This is a genomic window from Pseudomonas sp. 1176_21 (assembly GCF_052850635.1).
In genome coordinates this window covers 801921-826346 of sequence record NZ_VXCV01000001.1, presented here as the reverse complement: position 1 = coordinate 826346, position 24426 = coordinate 801921, and the positions used below count along the sequence as shown (strand labels likewise).

Genomic DNA, 24426 nt, shown 5'->3' with positions numbered 1-24426 from the left:
CGATTATGCCCGTGGATCGAACGCCTCGCGCAATGCGTCGCCGATGAACACCAGCAGCGAAAGGATCAACGCCAGGGCGAAGAATGCGGTAAACCCCAGCCAGGGCGCCTGCAGGTTCTGTTTGCCCTGGTTCACCAGCTCGCCCAGGGAGGCGCTGCCGGCGGGCATGCCGAAACCGAGAAAATCCAGTGCAGTGAGGGTCGAGATGGCCCCGGTGAGAATGAACGGAAGGTAGGTGAGCGTGGCGTTCATCGCATTGGGCAGAATGTGCCGCACGATCACCAGCCGGTCGGGCAGGCCCAGCGCCCTGGCGGCCTGCACGTATTCCAGGTTGCGCCCGCGCAGGAACTCCGCGCGCACCACGTCCACCAGTGCCAGCCATGAAAACAGCGCCATGATTCCCAGCAGCCACCAGAAGCCGGGTTCCACAAAACCACTGAGAATGATCAGCAGGTACAGCACCGGCAGCCCCGACCACACTTCCAGCAGGCGCTGGCCGATCAGGTCCACCCAGCCGCCGTGGTAGCCCTGCAGGGCGCCGGCGGCCACGCCGATCACGGTGCTGATGGCGGTCAGCAGCAGGGCGAACAGTATCGACACACGGGTGCCGTACAGCACCCGCGCCAGCACGTCGCGCGCCTGGTCGTCGGTGCCCAGCCAGTTGGTGGCGGTGGGTGGGCTGGGGGTGGGTACCTGCAGGTCGTAGTTGGGGGTGTCGGCGCTGAAGGGGATCGGGGCAAACAGCATCCAGCCACCCTGGCCCTCGATCAGCTGGCGCACGTACTGGCTGCGGTAGTCGGGCTGGAACGGCAACTGGCCGCCGAACTGCTGTTCGGTGTAACGCTTGAAGACGGGGAAGTACAGGCTGCCCTGGTAGCCCAGCAGCAGCGGCTTGTCGTTGGCCACCAGCTCCGCCCCCAGGCTGAGCAGCAACAGCAGCCCGAACGCCCACAGCGAGAACCAGCCGCGGCGATTGCGCCGAAAATTCGCCAGCCGGCGCCTGGACAACGGCGACAGGCGCCGCATCAGTGTTGCCTCGTGGCAAAGTCGATACGCGGGTCGACCAGGGTGTAGCACAGGTCGCCCAGCAGGCGGATCAACAGGCCGAACAGGGTGAAGATGAACAGCGAACCGAACACCACCGGGTAATCCCGCGACACCGCCGCCTCGTAGCTCATGCGGCCCAGGCCGTCGAGCGAGAAGATCACTTCGATCAGCAGCGAGCCTGCGAAGAACACCGTGATCAGCGCCTGGGGAATGCCCGCCACCACCAGCAGCATCGCGTTGCGAAACACATGCCCGTACAGCACCCGACGCTCGCTCAGGCCCTTGGCCCGCGCGGTGACCACGTACTGGCGGGTGATCTCGTTGAGGAAGGCGTTCTTGGTCAGCAGGGTGAGGGTGGCGAAACCGCCGATCACCAGCGAGCCCACCGGCAGCACCAGGTGCCAGAAATAGTCGGCCAGCTTGCCGGCCAGGCTCAGCTCGGCAAAGTTTTCCGACACCAGCCCGCGCACCGGAAACCAGTTGAGCGAGGTCCCACCGGCAAACAGCACGATCAGCAACAGTGCGAACAGAAACGCTGGCAGCGCGTAGCCGATCACGATCAGCGCACTGCTCCAGGCATCGAAAGCGCTGCCGTGGCGTATGGCCTTGCGAATGCCCAGCGGGATCGACACCAGGTAGGTGATCAGGGTGGCCCATAGGCCCAGTGAGAGGGTGACCGGCAACTTGTCCAGGATCAGGTCGGTGACCTTGGCACCGCGAAAGAAGCTGCTGCCGAAATCCAGCTGGGCGTAGCGAGTGAGCATCAGCCACAGCCGCTCGTGGGCCGGCTTGTCGAAGCCGTACTGGCGTCTGATGGTCTCCAGCAGTTTGGGGTCCAGCCCGCGGCTGGCCCGCGAGTCGCTGTGCAGCGTGTCGCTGCCGGCCCCCGGCGCACCGCCGCCGATACCCTGCAGGCGCGCCACGGCCTGTTCTACCGGGCCGCCCGGTGCCGCCTGGATGATCACGAAGTTCACCAGCAGAATGATCAGCAGGGTGGGCAGTATCAGCAGCAGCCGGCGCAGGATGTACGCGGTCATGGCGCAGCCTCCAGCCGCTCGGCCATCTGCGCCGTGGTCAGCGGGGTGGGGCTGACCTCCCACCAGGTGTCCAGCGCCGGGTCATTGCTGGCTTGCACCCTGGGGATGCCGAAGCGGTTCCACCACACCGTGGAGGCGCCGGGCGGGTAGTAATTGGGGATCCAGTAGTAGTTCCATTGCAGCACCCGGTCCAGCGCATGGGCATGGCGCAGCATATCGGCCGGGCTCGCGGCCTTGACCAGGCCGTCGATCACGCTGTCCACCGCCGGGTCCTGCAGGGCCATGTAGTTGTTCGAGCCAGGGTCGGTAGCCGCCGCCGAGCCGAAGTAGCTGTAAAGCTCCAGCCCGGGCGAGGGCGACACCGGGTAGCCGGTGACGATCATGTCGTAGTCACGGGCCATCAGCCGGTTGACGTACTGGGCCGCGTCGATGCGGCGTATGTCCAGGGTGATGCCGATCTGCGCCAGGTTGCGTTTCCACGGCAGCAGAAGGCGCTCCAGGCCCGACTGGCCATTGAGGAAGGTAAAGCTCAGCGGCTCGCCCCGGGCATTGACCAGTTGATCGCCCTGCGGGCGCCAGCCGGCCTGCTGCAGCAGAGCGAGGGCTTGCAGCTGCTTGTCACGGATCAGCCCCGAGCCGTCGGTGCGCGGCGCCTCGAACACCCGGTCGAATACCTCGGCCGGCACCTGTGCACGCAGGGGTTCGAGCAGGGCGAGCTCTGCGCGGTCGGGCAGGGCGCGGGCGGCCAGCGCACTGTTGGCGAAAAAGCTCTGCTGGCGGATGTACAGGTTGCGCATCATCTGCCGGTTGCTCCATTCGAAATCCCACAGCAGGCCCAGTGCCTGGCGCACGCGCCGGTCCTGGAACACCGGGCGCTGCAGGTTGAACACATAGCCCTGGGCATTCTGCGGCGCCCCTCGGGCCAGGTGCGCACGTTGCAGGCGCCCGTCGTCCAGGGCCGGGCCGTTGTAGCCGATCGAATAGCCGGTGGCGGAGAACTCGCGGTTGTAATCGTAACCGCCACCGCGCAGCACCTGGCGTGCCACGTCGGTGTCGCCGAAATACTCGATCTTCAGCTGGTCGAAGTTGTAGCGCCCACGATTGACCGGCAGGTCCCGTGCCCACCAGTCGCGGTTGCGCTCGAAGGTGATGCTGCGCCCATTGTCGACCCGTGCGATGCGGTACGGGCCGCTACCCACCAGCGCCTGGAAGCCGCCGCCGTTGGTGAATGTATCCTGGTCGAGCGCGTGCTCGGGCAATACCGGCAGCGACGCCAGGTCCAGGGCCAGGGTACGGTTCTGATTGTTCTTGAAGTCGAAGCGTACCTGCAGGGGCGTCTCGACCACCACAGCAGCCACGTCGGCAAACTGCGTGCGGTACTTGAGATTGCCTTCACGCAGCAGCAGTTGGTAGGTGAAGCGCACATCCTCGGCACGCACTGGCCGGCCATCGGCAAAACGCGCACGCGGGTCGATGTAGAAGCGCAGCCACAGCCCATCGGCACTGCGCTCGAGCTTTTGCGCGATCAGGCCGTACACGGTATAGGGCTCGTCCAGTGACCGAATGGCCAGCGGTGCATACAGCCAGCCGTCCACCTCGCTGACCCCGGTGCCCTTGTCGATGTAGGGCAGCACATGGTCGAAGCCGCCGATTTCCAGCGCCGAGCGACGCAGGCTTCCACCTTTCGGGGCTTGCGGGTTGACGTAGTCGAAATGGCTGAACGAGGCGCGGTAGCGGGGGGCTTCACCATAGACGGTGAGGGCGTGGCTGGGGGCGGCGATCAGGGTTTGCCAGGGAGGCAGCAGAAACAGCAGCGGGGCAAGGGCGAACAGCACAATGCGGGTCAAGCCCGCTCTCACAGGAGCGGGCCGACCCTCGACACGGCCGGCAGATGCGGCCAAGGCCGATCAGTCCTGGCGGCTGGTCACTTCCAGCAGGTGATAGCCGAACTGGGTCTTCACCGGGCCTTGAACAGTGTTCACCGGTGCGCTGAACACCACGGTATCGAACTCCTTGACCATCTGGCCGGGGCCGAACGAGCCCAGGTCACCGCCCTGGCGGCTGGAGGGGCAGGTGGAGTTGGCCTTGGCGATTTCGGCGAAGTCGGCGCCGGCTTCGATCTGTGCCTTGAGTTCGTTGCACTTGTCTTCGCTGGCGACAAGGATGTGACGGGCGGTGGCTTTTGCCATGGAGAATGCTCCTGGTGAGTAAAGGTGCAGCCTAGCGCAATCGGCGCGCGATTTCCTCCCCCTGTGCGCACGTGCCTTGGCCGGGCACCTGGTATTTGTGTCAGTTGTGCGCCTCGTGCATTTTGCCTTTGAATCATTTCCAGCCCATTCCCCCGTTCAAACCTTTCGGGCTTCCTGGATTGGAGAAAACTTCATGACGAACAACTTGATTGTCCCCGGGACCCAATCGGGCTTGCAAACGATGATTGACCTGTTCAATGCCATAGTGGGAGGGCCGCCGGCATTCGGAGGATTTGCAGCCGGCACCCTGGCCCTGCGGCGCATCTACATTCCAGGTTACATCACCCCGGTATACACCGAAGGCGCCCAGGTTGGCGTGAACAAGGGGATGGTCAATTCGGTGCGCGGAATGCAGGTATTCGTGCAGCCGTATCCGAACATGCTGGCGGGGGATCTGATCGAGGTGTTCTATGGCACCAGCAACATCGCGGCGGTGAAGGTCAGTGTCCGCGAGGAGCAGCTCGGCCAGAACATCGAAACCTACATCCCGGCCAAAAAGGTGCTGGAGGGCGTGCACGACCTCTACTACGTGATCACGCGTGCAGGCTCCACCAACAAGGAGTCTTCGCTGGTGCTCAAGGTACTGGCACGCCTCAAGTACCCCGGCGGAAACGACCCTGAACCCGATCGCGCCGGGCACTACAAGCTGCTGCCACCGTTTCTGACGAGCCCTCCAATCGGTGGCGTGGTGGGTGAAGAAGACATCAAGGACTTCCTTGATGGCGAGCTGTATGGCGTGGAAGTCACCGTACCGGCGTACCCGAACATGCGCGAGTACGACACCATTCGCCTGAGTTGGGGCGGCTCGATCGTCGAGTACATCGTGCAACCTGACGAGGTGGGCAACGACCTCGTCATCGAGGTGGATGCCGAGCTCATCTACGAGGCCGGCGACAGCGAAAAGCTGGTGCTTGTGTACTGGATCTGGGACGAAGTGTTCAATCCCGCAAGCGACTGGTCATTGCGCGGTTACATCGAGGTATCGATCGACCCCAACAAACTGTTGCCGCCCATCATCGTCAACCCAGACTCGCAAGCCGTGGAGGGCGACCCGATCGATGTGGCGCTGGTGGCGCAAGATGGCCTGGAAGTACAAGTGGCGGCGCTGTCGGTGTTCGGCTTCAAGGCAAGGGATGAGATTACCCTGTACTGGGTAGGCACCACGGCGCAAGGCCAGATCATTGCCCTGAAGTACTCGCAAACGTTGAGCAGCCCCCGGATATTGGTATTCAAGATTCCCTATGCCCACGTGCAGATGCTGGCGCGGGGTTTTGGCAGAACCTGGTTCACCAGAAAGCCTGATAAAAGCAACGTAGTACAGACCTCCCGGCGGGTGGGCGCAAACTTTATCGGCGCCGCCGTCAAGCTGCCAAGCCCGCAAGTGACCGAAGCGGTCGACGGCGTGCTGGAGGCCACACTGGCAACGGCGACCGTGGTGGTACCGGCAGCGGCCCAGCTGGAGAAGGACGACTTCATCGAGATCACCTGGCGAGGCACCGGTTCCGATGGCAGCACGTTGCTCTACAAGGACGCCAAAACGGTCACCAGCGCCAGCGCAGGAAAAGACATCTCGTTTGCCGTGAACGGGCCGCAGAACATTCAGCCGCTCAGCGGCGGTTCGCTCGAAGTCAGCTACACCGTAAGCCGGCAGGGCCTGGGGCGCCCTCTGGAATCACAGGCTCTCACGCTGCAAGTGGGCGAGGCGCAGTTGGAACTGCCGGCACCCCGTTGCCCGCAGGCACAAGACGGTGAACTGGATCCTGATGTCCCCGCCAGCGTCGATGTGATCATCGAGCCGTACACCGGAATGAAACTCGACCAGACCATCAGGGTGGTGTGGTCCGACGCGGGCGGTACCTTCTTCGACGATCTGATGAAGGTGACCAAGAACAATCTCGACAAGCAAGTGACGTTCACCTTCGAGCACGCCGAGTGGAGCAACTACCTGACAGTGGCAGCCGATGTGTACTACCAGGTCTACGAAGACGGCCAGCCGACTCGCGTGTCTGCCATGCTTTCGTTGCGTCGCAAAGAGCGCCAGTTACTGCTGCCCGACCCGGTGGTGGAGGGCGCGGTCAATGGCACGCTGCGCCCTGTGGGCGATGCAGTGGTCACGATCCCAGCCGAGGCCCAGCTCAAACATGGCGATGAAGTGGAACTGTTCTGGGATGGCGATGCCCCGCAAGGCTCGACGAGCGTCACCAGGCCAATTCTGGCAGATCAAAACGATAAACTTCAGATGCCCCCTATCGAAGCAAGGTACGTGCTGGCCAACATCGATGCCAATGTACGGGTCAAGTACGTGGTGTACCGCTTCGATGGCCGCGAGCAGACTTCCGGCACCGTCACGCTGCGGGTACAGCGTGCGGCGTTGCCGCTGCCGATATTCGTGCAGGCGACCGCCAACAACCAGCTGAACCCGGACGATGTGCGCAATGGTGCAACGTATCGGATCGACACCGTGGCCAGATTGCTGCGCGGTGACAGGGTGACCGTACTGGTGCAGAGCGAGCTGCCGGCAGGCAACTTCAACCGCACGATCGTGGTCACGGCGGGCGACGAGGGAAAGGCCCTCGACGTGTCGGTACCCTATGCCACGATCAACGCCAGCAATCGCACCACGATCAAGCTCGAGTACACGCTGCAGCGTAGCAGCGGCGGCCCGGAGGAACGTTCGCCGTCCAACAGCTATTTCGTCAACCGTGTGATAGGCAGCGGCAACCTGCGTATTTTCGGCGCCCGCTACGGCGCGAGCACCTACCGCGCCTCCAGTTCCTCGCGAGTTCTGAGCGCATTCAATGCGCAAAGCCTGCAGCCGATCCTCGCCGAATGGCGTTACCTGGACGAGCCCACCTGGACCGCAGGCACTACCTGGATGGACAAGCAGCCCTGGAAGGCGCTGCGCGTGCGTACGCAAACCGATGAGGTGCAGCTCAACCCGGCCAACATCATCGGCAACGGAATCGACGCCACGGTCAATGGCAGTGCAGCGTTTGTCGCCCTGCGCAACGAACGCTCAGGGGGGGATCGCGATATCGTCGGCTGGGGCAGTATTGCCTACGGGGCAGTTATTCCGCCGGCATTGGTGGGCCGCGACGACATCGCTGAAGTCAGTTGCACGCGCAGCGCGTATGCCGCACGCACGACCGATGGCACTGTGGTGTGCTGGGGCCAGGCGGGCGAGGGCGGTACCATGCCTCAAGGTGATACCGGAAATTTCGTCGAAGTGCGCAGCAATGCCAGGGCGTTTGTCGGACGCAAAGCCGACGGTCGCCTCATTGGCTGGGGTGTGGGGCCCGAGGGTGCGACCATTCCGCCGGGGATCCTCATCCTGACGGATTTCACCGCTGTCTACGGTGCCGGCAGCGCTTTTGCAGCGCAGCGTGCCGACGGTTCGCTGGTAGCCTGGGGCAGTGCTGCCAACGGCGGAAACTTGCCCAAGAATATCGCCGACCTCAAGGACATCTACTACGTCAAGGGCAACTTTGCCGCCTTTGCCGCACGGCGCACCAACAATAGTGTCGTTGCCTGGGGCAATGCCGGATATGGCGGCACGTTACCGGCTGCAATCGCCGATTACACCGATATCGTCACCCTGGAGGGGGCCACGGCCCAGGCATTCAGCGCCTTGCGTGCCACCGGCCAGGTGGTGGCCTGGGGGGCTGCCAGCCATGGCGGCTCGGTGCCGAAAAATATTGCAGATTTGACTGACATCGTGGAGGTCACCAGCACCTGGCATGCCTTCTGTGCCCGGCGCAGGAACGGTGCGGTGGTGGCCTGGGGCAACGCGAACAACGGCGGCAACATGCCACAGGCTGTGGCCGACCTGCGCAATGTCATTCAGGTCACCGGCAGCGCATGGGCGTTCGCCGCCCTGTGCAGCGACGGCACCGTGGCGGTCTGGGGGCGTTCTGAAGCCGGCGGCGATATCAGCCGGGTGTCCGACCAACTGAAGCATGTGCGTGCGGTGTACGCCAACTCCAACGGCTTCGCCGCATTGACGTCAGACGGGCGCGTGGTGACGTGGGGCCAACCGCAGGGCGGTGGCGACAGTTCGGTGGTGCAGGCGGCGCTGCGCAACAAGGTGACCACCGGCCACCGGGTAGATGTCAATGCCGAGGCCGACGGCGAATGGGCTGGCGCGCCACGCGCCTGAGGCTTTTGAGCGATATGACCCTGCAATCGGCGCTACCTGGCGCCGGTTGCCCACCTGCGGGAGTTTACGACATGACCGACTACACCGTGCCAAAGATGAACGATGTCAGCGAAGGGGCACTCGACCTCGGTACAGTGGGTGAATTCACCCGTGCAGAGGTACAAAGAAGTGCCAGCTGGTATCAGAAAGTGCTGAGGCTGTTTGTGCTTGACGAGCAGAACAAGGTGCTCTACGACGAGGTAAGGCCCACCCCGAACAACGACCGACTGGCGGTGTGGGAAAATATTGCGAAAAGCATATTGCTTGGCCGTGAGGGCCAACAACTGCGCGTGTATTACGAGGTCGACGGGGTGAAGTCGCAGGTACTGACATTCACCATCAAGGCGAACTTCGCTGCGCCTCTGACAGTCGACCTCAGCGGCCGCAACTACATCGTGTTCCGCACCGCCGCCGAGGTGCCCAGCCCGCCGCCAGAAGTGCCTGACTACGCACAGTTCACCCGCACCACCGCACAGGCCGTCAACTACAAAAGCAGCAACACCGACGTTGCCCGTGTCGACAGCAGCGGCAAGGTCAGCCTGCTGGGCAATGCAGAGGATCCGCCGGTCACCATTACCGCACTGGACGCTGCCGGTGCCTCGATCGGCAGCTACACACTGACGGTCCGAGGGGTCAGGGGGTTGTACCTGTTGAGCTACGACCACGAGCTGCAGGCCTCGGGCGCCGCACTAGCCGCCGCCAGCTATGGCCTGGACGTGCCGACAGCCGACGACTTCAGTCGCTTCAGCGCTGTGTACGCAGCTGAAAAAGACGACCTCGCGGGCTATCTGAAGGCGCAGAACCTGGGCCTGCCGGACATGACCGAAAAAGGCTTTCTGGGTGCTACTGATACGAACGGCTCGCCCACCTATCTGGACCTGGCAACGCTGCAGGTAAGCAGTGCCAGCCCAAGCCAGAAAGGCTACGCGATAGGCATCAGCCAGCCCCACTGACTCCACGGCAGGAGCAACCGTTGATGGACGCAATCAGACGTACCTATGCGGCATTGGTGTTATGCGTTTGCGCGAGCATGTTCAATGCGCATGCAGACACTACCCAACCTTCGGACCCCACCCTTCTCCTGCCCGAAGTGGCAGCCTTGCAGGGCGCCGAGCTGGACCCTGAAAAGGTGCCGGCCACGGGGCTGAACATCACCGTCCAGGGGGTTGATAACAATAACGCGGTAGTACTGGCGTTCCAGACCACCTTGACGATCTACCTTGCCGATGCGCAAGGCCAGGCGATCACCACGATCAGTTGGCCGATCTCGGCGCGCAATGCCGGCAAACCCGTCACCTTGCCGATCGAAAAGCGCTATGTCGAGGCCAATGTCGGCAAGACCCTGCAGGTCTACTACACCGCGCAGGCGCCGCGCTCGGCGCCGCGCAGATCGGGCGTGGTCACCCTGCTGATCAAGGAAGGCTTCACTGCTGCACAGGCACTCAACCTGGCCAGCCGACGCTATGTCGTGTTCTTCGACGAGCACAACCTGGCCAGGACGCCACCGACCATCCCCGACTATGCCCGCTACACCCGTGCACAGCCAGGGGCCACCGGCTATAGCGTGGACAACACGGACATTGCCAGGGTCGATCCCGATGGACAGGTCTCGGTATGGGGCAATGGCGACATCACCGTCACTGCGCAGAACGCGGCAGGGGCCAGTTCCAGCTACGTGCTCAGTGTGCGCGGCGTGCGTGAGCTGCGCCTGCTCAGCTCGGCGTATCGATCCACCTGGGCACAGGCGCAGGCCAAGGCCCGCGACGAGGGCTACACCCTGCCGAGCAACGAGGATTTCGAGGCGCTGGCACGCCTCTACCCATCGCCGGCCAACAGCCTCGCCCAGGCACTGAACCTGGCTCCGTACCGGGTGTGGGGCATAGGGTTGGGCGCACAGACGGCCGTGTACCTGGACCTCTACGACAACCTGGTCAGTTCCGAAGTCACGACAGAGTATGAGCTGGGCTACCCGGCCGGCATTCGTTGAACAGCGGCGCGCCATGGGAGGCGACCTGGATGAACGTTGCGAGCAAACTGATTTGTGGCATCGCATTGTGCGTTTTGCTGGGCAGCGCCCATGCCGTCGGGAGCCCGCAGGTAGCGATGCAGTTGAATGCGCGCTACAGCAGCACACCGGCACAGTGCGTAGGACGTGCGCCGGCGTTTGCCTGCAGCGGCGTGTTGCTGCGCGCAGTGCCAGCCAGCGATGTCGAAACGTTCTGGGAGAAAGACGATGCCGCGCAACTGATTTTTCTGCGCAAGGACCGCGCCCTCGACGGGCTGGCAGCACCTTCGGGGTTCGTGCTGTTCGACCGGCTGACGGCCGTGGGCCTGGGCAAGCCGTATCAGGCCGGCAGCAGTGCCGGTGGCGTGGTGGTCAGTACCTGGCATGCCCAGGTGCCCGCGCAATTGCCCATCCAGGCCATCTTCTACGACGTCACCCGGGCCGGGGCCCTGGCGGCAGCCCAACGCAGCCAGCGCGCCTACTTCTACGCCACGGCCCAGTGGTTGCCGGTGGTGCGCCTGCACCTGGGCGATGGCGATGGCCTGGTGTTCGGTTTCAGCCAGCAGGATCAGCTGGACAATGGCTACAGGGTCACCCGGCGCCTCAACCAGCGTTACGCCGACACCCGGCCTGCCTGTATCAGCGGCCGCTCCGGGTTCGATTGCAACGGGGTGCTGTTGCGCTCGACAGGCACGGGCAACTTCAAGGCCTGGAATCCGGCCCCCCGTGCGCTGAAGAACGGCGGCGTGTCCTTCAGCTACCTGCGCAGTGACATGGCCATCAAGGTGGTGGTGTGGCCGCAAGGCTATCTGATTCGCGAAACCGCCGCCCCTGTAGTACACACCTTGCCTGCCGCATGCCTGTACGCCGCCGACGGCGCCACGCACGATGCGGTGTCAACCAACACCTGCACCTTTCGTGGCTGGTGCGACGAAAAAAAACCGCCCGTGAACAGCGTCGCCACCTGGTCCGCCTCCACTGCTGGCGATCGGTTCAGAAGCTGTGCGTTCCGCGCCGACGCCACGGCCTTGCAACTGATGGTCGAGATTCGCCAGAAAGTCCCGGGGCTAACCGGTTGGAATGAAATCATGGTCCCTACCTGGCCGCAGGACATTGCAGCGCAATTGCCGATCGAAGCGTTCTTTTTCAGCGCCACTGCGCATTACCTGGGGCATGTGGGGGGTACCAACGGCCTGGCCGGGGGGCAGTCGTTCCAGCAGGACTACTTCAAGGAAACCAACCGCTGGCTGCCGCTGGTCGAACTGGATGTGCAGGCCGCCAATCGGCAGCCCTTCATCTATAACCCCGCTGTGCAGCAGCTCAAATGAGGCGCGCACACATGGGCATCTTGAGACTGTGCGGTGTGCTGGCACTGTGCGCCTGCCTTGCGCCGGTGCACGCGCAGGAAGGCACCCGCACGGCGCAGTGGCTCAATGCACGCTTCACCAGCACGCCCGAACAGTGCGTGGGCAGAAGTCCTGCCTTCGCCTGCAGCGGCGTACTGGTGCGCAGCGTACCGCAGAGTGCGAACGCAGATTTCTGGGCGCTCAAGGACGTTGCCGGCAGCGACCTGCGCTTTGTCTTCCTGCGCAACGACCGCAGCATGGCGGGCCTGGCGCTCGGGTGCGGCTACCTGCTGTTCGATGGTCTGAGCGCAGCAGCGCTTGGCAAGGCTTTTCAGGCTGTGCAAGACCCGGTATCGCCCGGGGCGGTCCTGGTGTCTGGCTGGCAGGCACAGGCGCCGGCGCAGCTTGCCATCCAGGCACTGTTCCATGACAGCGCGCAGGCCGGGGGCCTGCGCTGCGCTCAGCGCAATCAGTTGGCCTATTACCAGGCCACCGGCCTCTGGCTGCCGATCCTGCGGATTGCGCCTGGCGATCCGCAGGCACAGGTGTTCGGCTTCGCGCAGCAAGAGCAGCTCTACAATGGCAGGCGCGTGGCCGAGCGCCTTGAGCACCGCTATCGGGATGCCTTGAGCGAATGCCGCGACGGGCAGGCAGCCGCCTACTGTCGCGGGGTGCTGATCCGTGCAGTGAATGGCGCCTCCGGTTTTCACGCATGGAACCCCAGCAGCAACTCCGTGACACGCAACGGCGTGTCGTTCTCCTACATACGTAGCGATGTCGGTACGCAGCGCCTGGCCGGTACCGAAGGGCTCATCTACCGCGAGCTTGCAGCACCCGCACGCCATACACTGGTAATGCGCTGTGCCTACCCGGCCAATGCCAGTAGCAGTGTCATCCCCAACAGCTGCCGGGCCAGCTGCGCCTCGCAGAACATCAACAGTGTCAGCGCCTGGCGCAGCCGCTATGGCGCCAACCCCTTCAGCAGTTGCGCCTTCGACCCCAGTGCTGCGGCCTTCGAGTTGAGTATCGAAGTGCATGCCCATAGCGGCGCCTGGAACGAAATCATCATCGCGTCCTGGCCGCAGAACATCGGCCCGCAACTGGCACTCGAGGCTGCATTCCTTATCCGTGGCAGTGGCGGGCTGAGCGGTGCCCGGTACATCCAGCGCGATTACTACCAACAGGCCGGCAAGGTCATTCCTGTGCTACGGGTCGATCTGACGGCGGCCAACGGCCAGGTGTTCACCTTCGACCCCCTGGACCAGAACCTCTGACAACGCGAGGCATAGGGCATGGAGGTAACCAGGGGGCTTCACTGCGACCGACAAGCGTGGCAGCACGGCGAGCTACGGAGTGAGGTGAGCAATCGTACCTGAAACCCTCTGCTGGCACTGCCTTCTCGGGGCGGGCGGGCGAGTACGAACCAGGCTATCCAAGCTGATATCCACTGATCGCAGCCACGCTGCCAAGGAGTCGACGATGAGGAACCTGATGCGTTCACTGTGCCTGGGCTGCACCTTGTGCCTTGTACAGAGTGCAGCGTATGCCCTTGGGGGTGCACAAACCGCCGCGCTGCTGAATGCGCGCTACGCCAGTACCGCGTCCCAGTGCGTGGGGCGCGCACCTGCCTTTGCCTGCAGCGGCATCGTGCTGCGCACGCTGATGCCCAACCAGGCCGAGAAGTTCTGGGTGCCTGACGCCGCCGAAGGCACCGACATGCGCTTCATCTTTGTGCGCAAAGACCATGTGCCGACGACATTGGGCTCGGGCGCGGGTTTTTTGCTGTTTGATCGCTTTACGGCGCTGGCCCACGGCAAGCCGTACCAGGCCACCCAGCCAGCGGCCAACCTGGGCGAGGTGGTGGTGAACGGCTGGAATGCGCAGGCGCCGGGGCAACTCGCGATCCAGGGCGTGTTCTATGACCCCGGGCAAGCCGGCAGTCTGTTGCGCGCCCAGAGCAGCCAACGCGATTACTTCCAGGCCACCGGTACATGGCTGCCGCTACTGCGCTTGCAGCTTGGCGAACCGCAGGGGCAGGTCTTCGGTTTCAGTCAGCAAGACCAACTGGACAATGGCTACCGGGTGGCGGCACGGCTCAACACACGCTACCTCGACACCGGCAATGGCGACGACACCTGCCGGGGCAATCGGGGCGCCTTCTACTGCCGTGGTGTACTGCTGCGCACGACCGATGTCGGCAACTTCCGTGCGTGGAACCCGAGCTCCAATTCGGTACGCGGCAATGGCGTGTCCTTCAGTTATTTTCGCGCCGACAGCAAGGTGCTGCGTACCTACAAGGCGCAGGGGCTGGTGATACGTGAAGAAGCGGCACCGGCGACCAGACCCTTGTCTCTACGGTGCGTGTACCCCTTCGATGGTAGCACTGGCGGGCGGGCCGATATGTGCGACTTCCGGCTTTCTTGCGCCTCAGCGGGGATCGATTCGGCAGCGGCATGGTTGGCGCGCTTCCGTGGCAGCCCATACTCAGGTTGTTGGTTCTCCCCGGCGGCGCAACAATTTCGGGTGGCCAACGAGATCCGCCAACAGCTCAACGATGGCCTTGGCTGGAATGAAATGGTTGTAGCGGCCTGGCCCGCCGGTGCGCCGCTTGGATTGCCGCTTGAGGCGCTGCTCTACAGCAGGGCCAGTTACTTTGCGGGCGATGGCCTGGCAGGTGGCAAGCGGTTCCAGACCGACTACTTCGCCGATACGGGCCGTACCTTGCCGTTGCTTCAGTTGCGCCCGATGCCCACAGATGGACGCCTATTCATCTACGACCCGAACGATCAGGCCCTTCGGTAATCGACGCGACAGCGGCCAACCCACTGCCCCTGGGCAAGCTGGAACGGCAGGACCAGTACGTCTGACCTGCCTGCCCCTTAACATTCTGCCTATGTGAGGGGCGCCGAGGCGCCCTCGTCGGGGCGACAGGTGTCTACCCGCGTTGGCTAGTGGCCGCTTCGCTCAACAAGGCTTCTGTGGCCCCCCAGCCCAGGCAGCCATCGGTGATCGATATACCGTAGCGCAGGGGGGCCTTGCCCAGTGCCTGGCAACCCTCGAACAAATGGCTTTCGAGCATCATGCCGATGATCGAGCGGTCACCCTGCAAGCGTTGCTGCAGCACCTGATTGAACACTTGAGGTTGGCGCAGTGGGTCCTTGCCGCTGTTGGCATGGCTGCAGTCCACCATCAGGCGTGGGCGGATGCCGGCCTTGTGCAGGCCCTGGCGTGCCTGCTCCAGGCTGGCGGCATCGTAGTTGGGGCCCTGGTGGCCGCCGCGCAGCACCAGGTGGGTATCAGGATTGCCAAGGGTCTCGACGATCGCCGGATGCCCCTGGGCATCCAGCCCGAAGTGGCGGTGGGCATGCGCGGCACTGCGGATGGCGTCGCAGGCGATGCCCACGCCGCCGTCGGTGCCATTCTTGAATCCGACCGGCAGCCCCAGGCCGCTGACCATCTCGCGGTGAATCTGCGATTCGGTGGTGCGTGCCCCGATGGCCGCCCAGCTCAGCAGGTCATCGAAGTAGCCTGCTGCCATCGGCTGCAGCAGTTCGGTAGCCACCGGCAGGCCCCGTTCGAGCATGCCCAGCATCAGCTGGCGGGACAGTGCAAGGCCACCCTGCATGTCATCGCTGCCATCCAGGTGCGGGTCGTATGCCAGGCCTTTCCAGCCCACCGTGGTGCGAGGCTTTTCGACATAGGCACGCATCACCAGCAACAACTGGTCATCGACCTGGCGGGAGAGGGCGGCCAGGCGTTCGGCGTATTCGAGGGCAGCGTGGGGGTCGTGCAGCGAGCAGGGGCCGACAATCACCAGCAGGCGATCATCCTCGCCGTCGAGAATCGCCTTCACCGCCTGGCGGTGGCGCTCGACCTGGCCGCCAAGGGCGCTGGACAAGGGCAGTTGCTGCTTGAGCTGAAACGGGCTGGGCAGGCGCAGGTTGAGGCTACTGTTGGCTGCGACAGCCTGGGGTTGGGACAGGTTCAGGGCTTGGGTGGACGCTTGCATGGTCGGTTTTCCTTGGGCGGAAGGCGGGTTCGGTCCCGCGCCTTCGGCCCTAGCGAGATGTTCGATTTCGTGTCGGTGTTTGCGTGCCACCTGTACTCGACCGGTCGGAGGCGGCTGGCTGGCCCGAACGGCAGTGGCTAAATCGCCAGGCAAGGCTTTGGTAACGGTAATAGGTGCTGTGGTTCATGCTGCAATCCTCATCGATGTCGGTGGTGTACGGCGCCCAAAACAAAACCCCCGGTGGGCAGGGCCGACCGGGGGTTGAGTATTCTCGTGTTCGGCGGCCCTGGGAGTGGGCGCCGGTGTGGGTATCAGCGGCGCCTGTGGCTAAACCAATACCCAAAATAAAAGCCGCTGGCAGGCAGTGCCGCGCACGCAGGCACAGCCGCCAGGTGCGATACGCGACCTGTGTGCAGTGCTTGAGTGAGGGAAATAGACGACATGCTGTGCTCCAGTTGATTGCCCGAGCTTACTTCAGGCGCGCAACTGGATGCAACCGGCAAATGGCGTTAGGCTTGCGCCCGATTGCTGGCACCGGAGCGTTGTCAGCGCACGCCGCACAGACGTGCATACCACCACATGGAGTCTCCCGATGCATGTGAACGACTACACATCGGCCATTACCACCCGCACCACCGGTGCAAGCCCCCTCCCTACCAGCCTTGGCATCAACCATGGCAACAGCAGCAGCGCCAGGGCCCTGAATGCCTACGCCGGGCAGGATACCAGCAGTGTCTCCAACCTGGCCCGTCAACTGGCCGCAAGTGCCACCCGTGCCAGCGAGCGCGATACCGGCCTGAGCCATTCGGCACTCGGTGCGTTGGCCAGGTCGCTGCTCGACAAGATTACCGGCGCTGCGTATTCGGCCAACAAGGCCGCCCACGACAAGGAAGTACCGGCCACCGATGACCCCGAGCTGCTGGCCCGGGCCGAACAGGCCACTGCGTTCGTGAACGCGACGCTGACCGTGGGCAGCAAGACCGTTGAAAACCCGTTCGCCGGCCTGTCGCGCGAGCAACTGGCGCTGATCACCTACGATGACAGCGGCACCTTCACGGTCAACGAACGGCGCGCCGCGTTCGAGGAGTCCACCCGCCAGGAGCAGGCGTGGCGTCGCGAGGTCAGCGACAAGGCGCAACAGGAATACAACACCACCGGCCGCATGACGGACTTCTTCAAGCAAGTGCAGGCTCACTACAACAGCCTGCCGGCAATCGAGAAGGCCCAGTATCCGGCCGACTATGCGGCGCAGGTGCAACAGCACATCGATGCCGACATCAACTACAAGGCGCAGAACGCCAAGGACATGATCGTTCCCATGACCCTGGCCGAAACCCTGTTGACGATGGGGCCGGTGGGCAGCGGCAAGACCCTCGCGCTGCCTGGCGCCGGCTGATCAGCGCCGCAGATAGGCGGTAAAGTCGATATCGCCGGCACTGAGAATCGCCTGCACCCGATTGTGCACGTTGAGCTTGCGCAGAATCGCCGAGACATGGGCCTTGACCGTGGTCTCGGCGATATCCAGGTTGTAGGCGATCTGCTTGTTCGACTCCCCCTTGGTCATGCGCTCGAGCACCAGCAACTGCTTGCGGGTGAGCGCCTGCAGCAGCTCCGGGGCAAAGCCTGCATGCTCGCTCTGGTTGCGCCGGCCGGTGCTTTTTTGCGTGCGGATGATGTCGGGCGGCAGGTACACGTTGCCGTTGAGGATCTGCTCGATGGCATCGGTCATCTGCGAGCGCGGCGACGACTTGGTGATGAACCCCACCGCGCCATAGGTGATTGCCTGCAGCACCACCTGCTTGTCCTGCTCGGCCGAGACGATCACCACCGGGATCGTCGGCGCCTCGTTGCGCAGGTTGATCAGCCCGCCAAGGCCATGCATGCCGGGCATGTTCAGGTCCAGCAGGATCAGGTCCAGGTCGTCATGCTGGCCGGTCAGGCTCAGGGCGCTGTCCAGGTCGGCGGTTTCCATGACCTCGCTGCCAGGGAAGCCGTCAGTGATGACGTTGTGGATCGCTTCGCGAAACAGCGGGTGGTCGTCGGCGATCAGAATCTTGTACATGGCTTTGCACCTTATTGTTGTGGTTGACCGCTAGGCAGACAGTAGTCAGGGGAACGCTTCGGGTGTCGCGGGGTGTACCGGCAGCCCGGCATTCTCCCAGGCATCCAGGCCATCACGGTACCAGTACAGCCGCGTGTAGCCCAGTGCATCGGCGCGCTTGACCGCATTCCAGCTCAGCCAGCAATCGGAGCGACAGTAGAAGACGATGGCGCGCTGCTTGTCGCCATGGCTCAGGCGTTGCAGGTGGCGGCTGAAATAGCGGGCCCAGGCGGCGTCCAGCTGGCCATCGCCGGTGTTGGCCAGCCAGTGGCTGTGGGGGAGGTTGGCATGCGGCTCGCTGTCGATGAACCGGCCATGCAGCCAGGGGCGCTTGTACACGTCGATCAGCAACGGCGGTGGCTGCTGTTGCAGCAGGGCCTGCAGCTGCGCGGTATCGAGGGTCTGCGCCGACGGCGCCTTATCGGGGGTAGGGCTGCGGTACAGGGTGGCGCGGTAGCCGTCGGCAGTGAACAGCGCCGTGTCGGCGCTGGCGGGCAGCGCCAGGGTCAGGCAGGCAGAAGCGAACAAGGCACGCAGCAGCATGGTCGGCAGTCTCGTTTTTGTTATGCCTGGTATTACAGGCCAGTACTGGCGCTTTGTGAATGCGACCATCGACAGCGCGGGCAGTACCAAAGTAGTAGCGGCCGTGCTCGCCAGCGGCTCTAGCATGGGGTATAGCCACTACAGGAGTACTGCGCGATGGGCATCTTGCTGGTCGACGACCACCCGATGATCCGCCTGGGCCTGGCCCACTTTCTGGGCGAAGGGCTCAATGGCCTGCCAGTTCGCGAGGCCGGCAGCGGCGAGGAGGCCCTGCAGCAGGTGCAGGAGGAACTGCCCGGCCTGGTGATCATGGACTTCGACCTGCCCGGCATCAGCGGCCTGGAAACCACCCGGCGCCTGCGTCAGCGCCTGCCGCAACTGCGTGTGCTGTTTTTCAGCGAACACACCGAGCTGGGCCTGGTTCGCCAGGCACTGGACGCGGGGGCCTGCGGGTTTCTGTCCAAGGCGGCAGCGCCGGCGGTGGTGCTTGAAGCCGTGCGCCGGGTACTGGCGGGGCATGCCTACATCGAGCAACCGCTGGCCACCCAGCTGGCCTGCCAGCCGCACCCGGGGCAGGGTGGCGGCAATGCTCGGCTGCAGGGGCTGACCCAGCGCGAGATCGAAATCTTCCTGATGCTGGCCAAGGGCACGCCGACCCGGTTGATAGCCCAGCAGCTGTGCATCAGCGCCAAGACCGTCTCCAACTACCTGACCTTGCTCAAGAGCAAGCTGCAGGTCAGCTCCCATGCCGAACTGGTGCACCTGGCAATCGAAGCCGGCCTGCTGCGTATAGCGGCGTAGGCTGTGTACGCAGGCACCTAGTCCCAGGTGCTCGGGCAACCCTGGCAGCCTTCCATGTTGCTGTCCTGGAAGTTGGCGTAGTGCTGGCGAGTGCCGCGCAGGTCGGCTTTCTCCAGGTTGCTTTCACCGAACTTGGCTTCCTGCAGGTTGGCATCGGCCAGGTTCGCCCCCACAAGGTCGGCCCTGCTCAGCCAGGTCATTTCCAGGTCGGCGGCTTGCAGGTTGGTATTGTGCAGCTTGGCGCCGGACAGGCGGGCAAACTCCAGGTAGGCGGCGCTGAGGTTGGCACCATTGAAGTTGGCGCCCTGGGCGTACATGCCCCAGGCCTGGACCGCGATCAGCGTGGCATCGGTGAAGTTGGCCACGCGCAGGTTGGTTTGCTGCAGGCTGGCACGGGTGAGGTTGGCGCCTTGCAGGTTGGCTTTCTCCAGGTTGGCCAGGTCGAGCTTGGCGTGACGCAAGTTGGCGCCACGCAGGTCGGCACCGGCCAGGTTCATCTTGCGCATGTCCTGGTTGTTCAGGTCGGCGTTCTGCAGGTTGGCGCCGGGGCACTGGCTTTCAGGCTGGATGATGCAGCCGTTGATCTTCAGCGGCTGTGGTTCCAGTTCGTCGTCGGCAGCAAAAGCCGGGGACAGGGCGACGGCGAGCACTAGGGGCAGATACTTCATGGGAATCTCCTTGGCAGTTTGAAAGCAGACGCGGGTCAAGCCCGCTCCCACAGGTTTGGTGATCCCTTGTGGTGGCGAACTTGACCCGCGAAAACGCTCAGATCAACGCTTGGCGGTCTTGGTATCCCAGGCCGGAATCTTGAACACCCAGAACGATCCACCCTGTGCCACCGGCTTGGTCAGCTCGGCCATGTCGCCACCCCACAGCGGTACTGCACCGCCGTAGCCGACGGTCACGCCGATGTACTGCTCGCCATCCTGTTCCCAGGTGATCGGTGGCGAAACGATGCCGCTGCCGGTCTGGAATTTCCACAGCTCTTCGCCGGTCTTGGCGTTGAAGGCCTTGAAGTAGCCGTCGCCGGTACCGGTGAACACCAGGTTGCCCTTGGTGGCCAGCACGCCGGCCCACAGCGGCAGGCGCTCGTTGTGCTCCCACACCACCTTGCCGGTGGTCGGGTCCATCGCACGCAGCGAACCTACGTGGTCCTCGTACATGCGCTTGATGCGGAAGCCCATGCCCAGGTAGGCCGACCCTTTCTTGTAGTTGACTTCTTCGGTCCAGTATTCCTCTTTCCAGTGGTTGGCCGGTACGTAGAACAGGCCGGTGTCCTGGCTGTAGGCCATCGGGTTCCAGTTCTTGCCGCCCAGGAACGGTGGCGAGACTTCCACCGGCTTGCCCTTGGTTTCGCCTGGCAATGGCTTGGCAGGGCGCTGGCCTTCGTTTTCGACCGGGCGACCGGTCTTGAGATCGATGTGGCTGGCCCAGGTGATGTTGTCCACGAACGGGAAGGCGTTTTTCAGCTTGCCGTTGGTGCGGTCCACCACATAGAAGAAGCCGTTGCGGTCAGCGTGCGCGGTGGCCTTGTACTGCTTGCCGTCCTTGTCCTTGTAGTCGAACAGCACCAGTTCGTTGTTGCCCGAGAAGTCCCAGGCATCGTTCGGGGTGTGCTGGTAGAACCACTTGACCTCACCGGTGGTCGGGTCGACGCCGACCTGGCCCGAGGTGTACAGGCTGTCGAAGTCGTGCGGGTTGCCGTCCTTGGAGGTACGTGCCCAGGTGTTCCACGGGCCAGGGTTGCCGGCGCCGACGATGATGGTGTTGGTTTCGGGGTCGAAGCTTGCGCTTTGCCATGGGGCGCCGCCACCGTGGCTCCAGGATTCGACCTTGCCGGTCTCGGTGGTCGGATCGTCCGGCCAGGACGGCGCCTTGACGTCGCCGGTAGGGGTGCTGTCCTTGCCGTTCAGGCGGCCCATGTGGCCTTCGACGAACGGACGCATCCACACTTCTTCACCGGTTTCCGGGTCGCGGGCATACAGCTGGCCGACCACGCCGAATTCGTCACCGGAGCTGCCGTGAATCAGCAGCACCTTGCCGCTCTTCTGATCCTTGATCAGGGTCGGGGCGCCGGTCATGGTGTAGCCGGCGCTGTGATCGCCGAATTTCTTGTTCCATACCACCTTGCCGGTGTCTTTGTTCAGCGCGATCACGCGGGCATCGAGGGTGCCGAAGTAGATCTTGTCGCCGAAGATGGCAGCGCCACGGTTGACCACGTCACAGCACGGACGAATGTTGTCCGGCAGGCGATGGTTGTAGGTCCACAGACGCTTGCCGGTCTTGGCATCCAGGGCGAACACCCGCGAATAGGAGCCGGTGACGTAGATCACGCCGTCGTTGATGATCGCCTGGGATTCCTGGCCGCGTTGCTTTTCGTCACCGAAGGAGTACGACCAGGCCGGGGTCAGCTTGAACACGTTCTTGTCGTTGACCATGGCCAGCGGGCTCCAGCGCTGGGCATTGGTGCCCATGCCGTACTGCAGCACGTTCTGGGTGTTGAGGTGGTCGTTGGCGATGTCTTCCCAGGTCACCGGCTTGGCGTTGGCCGCCGGTGCCAGGGCCAGGCTCGAGACCAGCAGGACGGCCTGCACAGCCATGGACAGTGGGGAAAGCGCGGCGGGTAACGATCTTATTGTCATAGTGGGTGTTCCCAATGGAGGTTTTGTGCCTGCCTAGACTGGATCGTCGCCGCCTGCGCAGATACGGAAAAACTCCCGCCCTGAGCGGGAAAATGTCCCAGTCGGCGCATGATTTGGCACTGCCCCACAAGCCCTACTACCAAGGGAGTAGCACGCGACCACCAAAGCAGCATGGGGGCGCTGGAGTGCGCTTTCTAAGATGCCCGGCAGCACCCCGGTATCGCGAGGTGCCTGCGTGCAAACCGTACAGACAAAGCAGTCGAGGGCAGAACAATGACAACAGTGAAAAACGCCTGGATGAGCGCCGTGCTGATGGCCGGCCTGATGAGTACCGGGGCGGTGTTCGCCCATGGCAACGTGACCCCGTCGGCGGTCAACACCGGCACCCTGGAAAAACTCGGTGACGAGTGGCGTGAAACCAACCCCTACCGCAACGGCCCCAACCATGACGAGGCAGTGTCCATCGGCGCCTCGGCCTACAACCAGAACTGCGCGGCCTGCCACGGCCTGGAAGCCAAGTCCGGTGGCATCGCCCCCGACCTGCGCCTGCTGGACGAGGGCGAGGCGGGCGATGAATGGTTCGTGGAGCGGGTACGCAACGGCGCGGTGCGTGACGGGCGCGTGTACATGCCCAAGATGGCCGACTACCTGAGCCAGGAAGCGTTGTGGGCGGTGCGTACCTACCTTGACAGCGTGCACATCGAGGAATAGGCCATGCGCCGGGTACCGTTGCTGTTGGCCGCGTTGCTGCTGGCCGGCCCGGCCTGTGCAATACAGCCGGGTGCCGATCCGGTGCCATCGGTGATGTGGGAGTTCTATCGCAAACAGTGGCTCCAGGATGAGCCCTACGTCTTTGATGAGCGCGTGCGGGTGATTGCCCCGCCATTCGCCGAGGACGCCCGACAAGTGCCGTTGCAGGTCGATGCCCGGGCGTTGCCGGGCAAGGTGCAGCGCATACTCGTGTGGGCCGAACTCAACCCGATACCGCGGGTCGTCGATTTCCATCCCGGCCCGCAGGTTCTGCCGTGGCTGGCGGTACGCATACGCATCGAGCAGGCCACCCCGCTGCGGGCGGCCGTGCTGACCGATGACGGTACCTGGCACATCGGTTCGAGCCTGATCGATGCCGCCGGCGGTGGCTGCACGGCGCCCAGCGTGGTACGCAGCCAGCCCGGCTGGGAAGAGCGTCTGGGCCAGGTACTGGGGGCACGCTACCCGCGCGAAGCCTTCAGCCGCGTGCGCCTGGACGTGTCGCATCCGATGGATAACGGCCTGACTGGCGGCATCCCCGAATTCTTCATCGAACACGCCGAGCTGTTCGATGCCCAGGGCCAGTCGCTGGCCACCCTCGAACTGTTTCCTGCCGTGAGCGAGAACCCCAGCCTGGGCTTCGACCTGCTCAACCAGGGGGCTACCCGCCTGGTGCTGCGTGACAACAACGGCAACCAGTTCGACGCTGCCATCGAGTGAGGACCGTGATGCGAGCACTGTTGCTGTTGCTGGCGTGTGTCAGCCTGCCGAGCCTGGCCGACCTGGACTATCACCTGGCGCCGCGCCAGATCGCGGCCGGCACCTATGTGCTGGAGGGCAGCACCGAGCACTTCTCCCGTACCAACGGCGGCAACATCGTCAACACCGGTTTCATCGTCACCGAGGCTGGCGTGGTGGTGATCGACAGCGGTCCGTCGCTGCGCTATGGGCAGGCCTTGCGCAAAGCCATCGAAAGCGTCACCGACCAGCCGGTGGTGCAGGTACTGCTGACCCATCACCACCCCGATCATGCGCTGGGCAGCCAGGCCTTTGCCGGTGTGCCTGTCGGTGCACTGCCTGGCACCACGCAGTTGCTGGAGGAGCAGGGTGATGGCCTGGCCGAGAACATGTACCGCATGGTGGGTGACTGGATGCGTGGCACCCAGGTACGCCTGCCCGACCAGCCGGTGGCGGCGGGTGAGCGTGCGTTCGGTTCGCACCGGCTGCGGCTGCTGGCCTTGACCGGTCACAGCGGTGCCGACCTGGCGGTGTTCGACGAGAAGACCGGAGTGTTGTTTGCCGGCGATCTGTTGTTCTACCAGCGTGCGCTGACCACGCCCAACACCCCTGGCCTGGCGGTGTGGCTACAGGATCTGCAGCGGCTCGAAGCGTTGCCGTGGAAGGTGCTGGTACCGGGGCACGGCCCGCTGGCCACGGACCGTGCGCCGTTTGCACAGATGGTTGATTACCTGGGGTGGCTGGACAAGGTGATGCGTGAGAGTGCGGCGCAGGGGCTGGACATGACCGAGGTGATTGCCACGCCGATACCCCAGCGGTTTGCGGGCATAGCGTTGAGTCAGTACGAGCTCATTCGCAGCGTGAGCCATCTGTACCCGCAGTATGAGCGGCAGGTGCTCAAACGGGTGGACCGCTAGAAGGTCTGGGGCCGGGCCAACAAGGCTGACAGGCCATGGTGGCCCG

The 24426-nt window shown here is 63.9% G+C and carries 20 protein-coding genes; 11 read left to right on the top strand and 9 right to left on the bottom strand.

The features are described 5' to 3' along the window. Nucleotides 1-3 precede the first annotated feature (3 nt). The 4 genes from FW760_RS03855 to FW760_RS03840 form a co-directional block, all read right to left on the bottom strand. A complete protein-coding gene (locus tag FW760_RS03855) occupies nt 4-1026 on the bottom strand; it encodes an ABC transporter permease (protein WP_088514939.1) in 1023 nt (340 codons plus the stop codon). Continuing rightward, a complete protein-coding gene (gene yejB / locus FW760_RS03850; protein ID WP_043860172.1) occupies nt 1026-2084 on the bottom strand; it encodes a microcin C ABC transporter permease YejB in 1059 nt (352 codons plus the stop codon). The genes FW760_RS03855 and yejB overlap by 1 nt, the downstream gene beginning before the upstream one ends. Next, nucleotides 2081-3922, bottom strand: coding sequence for an extracellular solute-binding protein (locus FW760_RS03845; RefSeq protein WP_275732057.1), 1842 nt, complete (start codon nt 3920-3922; stop codon nt 2081-2083). Before FW760_RS03845 ends, yejB begins: the two co-directional genes overlap by 4 nt. Before the next feature lie 69 nt (nt 3923-3991). Continuing rightward, nucleotides 3992-4273, bottom strand: a complete 282-nt coding sequence (locus FW760_RS03840; protein WP_043860171.1) for a peptidylprolyl isomerase — start codon at nt 4271-4273, stop codon at nt 3992-3994. A 193-nt stretch (nt 4274-4466) separates the two neighbouring features. Here FW760_RS03840 and FW760_RS03835 point away from each other — a divergent pair, with 193 nt between their 5' ends. From FW760_RS03835 to FW760_RS03810, 6 genes are all read left to right on the top strand, one after another. Further along, on the top strand, nt 4467-8489 hold the full coding sequence (locus FW760_RS03835) for an RCC1 domain-containing protein (protein ID WP_446443604.1): 4023 nt from the start codon (nt 4467-4469) through the stop codon (nt 8487-8489). Between the two features lie 71 nt (nt 8490-8560). Next, nucleotides 8561-9481 (top strand): hypothetical protein, encoded by a 921-nt coding sequence (locus FW760_RS03830; RefSeq protein WP_446443603.1) that lies wholly within the window; start codon nt 8561-8563, stop codon nt 9479-9481. A 23-nt stretch (nt 9482-9504) separates the two neighbouring features. Continuing rightward, nucleotides 9505-10515: a hypothetical protein gene (locus FW760_RS03825; protein ID WP_446443602.1), complete on the top strand. Its 1011-nt coding sequence runs from the start codon at nt 9505-9507 to the stop codon at nt 10513-10515. A 116-nt stretch (nt 10516-10631) separates the two neighbouring features. Further along, nucleotides 10632-11861, top strand: a complete 1230-nt coding sequence (locus tag FW760_RS03820) for a hypothetical protein (protein WP_446443601.1) — start codon at nt 10632-10634, stop codon at nt 11859-11861. Between the two features lie 11 nt (nt 11862-11872). Beyond that, nucleotides 11873-13153, top strand: a complete 1281-nt coding sequence (locus FW760_RS03815; protein ID WP_446443600.1) for a hypothetical protein — start codon at nt 11873-11875, stop codon at nt 13151-13153. A gap of 373 nt (nt 13154-13526) precedes the next feature. Next, nucleotides 13527-14681 carry a hypothetical protein gene (locus FW760_RS03810; protein ID WP_213607476.1) on the top strand — a complete coding sequence of 385 codons (1155 nt, stop codon included), beginning with the start codon at nt 13527-13529 and terminating at the stop codon, nt 14679-14681. Between the two features lie 133 nt (nt 14682-14814). Here the strand turns inward: FW760_RS03810 and FW760_RS03805 are convergent, their stop codons facing one another. Beyond that, nucleotides 14815-15888: a 3-deoxy-7-phosphoheptulonate synthase gene (locus tag FW760_RS03805; protein ID WP_302099006.1), complete on the bottom strand. Its 1074-nt coding sequence runs from the start codon at nt 15886-15888 to the stop codon at nt 14815-14817. A gap of 592 nt (nt 15889-16480) precedes the next feature. Between FW760_RS03805 and FW760_RS03800 the strand changes: the two genes are divergently transcribed. Then, nucleotides 16481-17284 carry a hypothetical protein gene (locus FW760_RS03800; protein WP_052504202.1) on the top strand — a complete coding sequence of 268 codons (804 nt, stop codon included), beginning with the start codon at nt 16481-16483 and terminating at the stop codon, nt 17282-17284. On the opposite strand, the gene FW760_RS03795 is transcribed toward FW760_RS03800, so the two are convergent. Further along, a complete protein-coding gene (locus FW760_RS03795; RefSeq protein ID WP_043860164.1) occupies nt 17285-17950 on the bottom strand; it encodes a response regulator transcription factor in 666 nt (221 codons plus the stop codon). Nucleotides 17951-17995: 45 nt separating this feature from the next. Continuing rightward, nucleotides 17996-18532: a PQQ-dependent catabolism-associated CXXCW motif protein gene (locus tag FW760_RS03790; RefSeq protein ID WP_353226972.1), complete on the bottom strand. Its 537-nt coding sequence runs from the start codon at nt 18530-18532 to the stop codon at nt 17996-17998. Between the two features lie 156 nt (nt 18533-18688). On the opposite strand from FW760_RS03790, the gene FW760_RS03785 reads away from it, so the two are divergent. Continuing rightward, nucleotides 18689-19333 (top strand): response regulator, encoded by a 645-nt coding sequence (locus FW760_RS03785; protein ID WP_043860162.1) that lies wholly within the window; start codon nt 18689-18691, stop codon nt 19331-19333. Nucleotides 19334-19350: 17 nt separating this feature from the next. Here FW760_RS03785 and FW760_RS03780 read toward each other — a convergent pair whose 3' ends face one another. Next, nucleotides 19351-20001: a pentapeptide repeat-containing protein gene (locus tag FW760_RS03780; RefSeq protein ID WP_043860161.1), complete on the bottom strand. Its 651-nt coding sequence runs from the start codon at nt 19999-20001 to the stop codon at nt 19351-19353. Nucleotides 20002-20103: 102 nt separating this feature from the next. Next, nucleotides 20104-21975, bottom strand: a complete 1872-nt coding sequence (gene exaA, locus FW760_RS03775) for a quinoprotein ethanol dehydrogenase (RefSeq protein ID WP_043860160.1) — start codon at nt 21973-21975, stop codon at nt 20104-20106. 273 nt (nt 21976-22248) lie between these two features. Between exaA and pedF the strand changes: the two genes are divergently transcribed. From pedF to FW760_RS03760, 3 genes are read left to right on the top strand one after another with little or no spacing between them, the layout of a single operon-like run. Further along, on the top strand, nt 22249-22686 hold the full coding sequence (gene pedF / locus FW760_RS03770) for a cytochrome c-550 PedF (protein ID WP_043860159.1): 438 nt from the start codon (nt 22249-22251) through the stop codon (nt 22684-22686). Nucleotides 22687-22689: 3 nt separating this feature from the next. Next, complete coding sequence (locus FW760_RS03765) at nt 22690-23445, top strand: quinoprotein dehydrogenase-associated SoxYZ-like carrier (RefSeq protein ID WP_043860158.1); 756 nt, start codon at nt 22690-22692, stop codon at nt 23443-23445. Between the two features lie 8 nt (nt 23446-23453). Next, nucleotides 23454-24380: a quinoprotein relay system zinc metallohydrolase 1 gene (locus FW760_RS03760; protein WP_043860157.1), complete on the top strand. Its 927-nt coding sequence runs from the start codon at nt 23454-23456 to the stop codon at nt 24378-24380. Nucleotides 24381-24426: the final 46 nt, after the last annotated feature.

What these genes read in the sequence shown, in the direction of transcription:
- FW760_RS03855 (WP_088514939.1), bottom strand. Translation starts at nt 1,026, where the DNA reads ATGCGGCGCCTGTCGCCGTTGTCCAGGCGCCGGCTGGCGAATTTTCGG.
- yejB (WP_043860172.1), bottom strand. Translation starts at nt 2,084, where the DNA reads ATGACCGCGTACATCCTGCGCCGGCTGCTGCTGATACTGCCCACCCTG.
- FW760_RS03840 (WP_043860171.1), bottom strand. Translation starts at nt 4,273, where the DNA reads ATGGCAAAAGCCACCGCCCGTCACATCCTTGTCGCCAGCGAAGACAAG.
- FW760_RS03835 (WP_446443604.1), top strand. Translation starts at nt 4,467, where the DNA reads ATGACGAACAACTTGATTGTCCCCGGGACCCAATCGGGCTTGCAAACG.
- FW760_RS03830 (WP_446443603.1), top strand. Translation starts at nt 8,561, where the DNA reads ATGACCGACTACACCGTGCCAAAGATGAACGATGTCAGCGAAGGGGCA.
- FW760_RS03825 (WP_446443602.1), top strand. Translation starts at nt 9,505, where the DNA reads ATGGACGCAATCAGACGTACCTATGCGGCATTGGTGTTATGCGTTTGC.
- FW760_RS03820 (WP_446443601.1), top strand. Translation starts at nt 10,632, where the DNA reads ATGCAGTTGAATGCGCGCTACAGCAGCACACCGGCACAGTGCGTAGGA.
- FW760_RS03815 (WP_446443600.1), top strand. Translation starts at nt 11,873, where the DNA reads ATGGGCATCTTGAGACTGTGCGGTGTGCTGGCACTGTGCGCCTGCCTT.
- FW760_RS03805 (WP_302099006.1), bottom strand. Translation starts at nt 15,888, where the DNA reads ATGCAAGCGTCCACCCAAGCCCTGAACCTGTCCCAACCCCAGGCTGTC.
- FW760_RS03800 (WP_052504202.1), top strand. Translation starts at nt 16,481, where the DNA reads ATGCATGTGAACGACTACACATCGGCCATTACCACCCGCACCACCGGT.
- FW760_RS03795 (WP_043860164.1), bottom strand. Translation starts at nt 17,950, where the DNA reads ATGTACAAGATTCTGATCGCCGACGACCACCCGCTGTTTCGCGAAGCG.
- FW760_RS03790 (WP_353226972.1), bottom strand. Translation starts at nt 18,532, where the DNA reads ATGCTGCTGCGTGCCTTGTTCGCTTCTGCCTGCCTGACCCTGGCGCTG.
- FW760_RS03785 (WP_043860162.1), top strand. Translation starts at nt 18,689, where the DNA reads ATGGGCATCTTGCTGGTCGACGACCACCCGATGATCCGCCTGGGCCTG.
- FW760_RS03780 (WP_043860161.1), bottom strand. Translation starts at nt 20,001, where the DNA reads ATGAAGTATCTGCCCCTAGTGCTCGCCGTCGCCCTGTCCCCGGCTTTT.
- exaA (WP_043860160.1), bottom strand. Translation starts at nt 21,975, where the DNA reads ATGACAATAAGATCGTTACCCGCCGCGCTTTCCCCACTGTCCATGGCT.
- pedF (WP_043860159.1), top strand. Translation starts at nt 22,249, where the DNA reads ATGACAACAGTGAAAAACGCCTGGATGAGCGCCGTGCTGATGGCCGGC.
- FW760_RS03765 (WP_043860158.1), top strand. Translation starts at nt 22,690, where the DNA reads ATGCGCCGGGTACCGTTGCTGTTGGCCGCGTTGCTGCTGGCCGGCCCG.
- FW760_RS03760 (WP_043860157.1), top strand. Translation starts at nt 23,454, where the DNA reads ATGCGAGCACTGTTGCTGTTGCTGGCGTGTGTCAGCCTGCCGAGCCTG.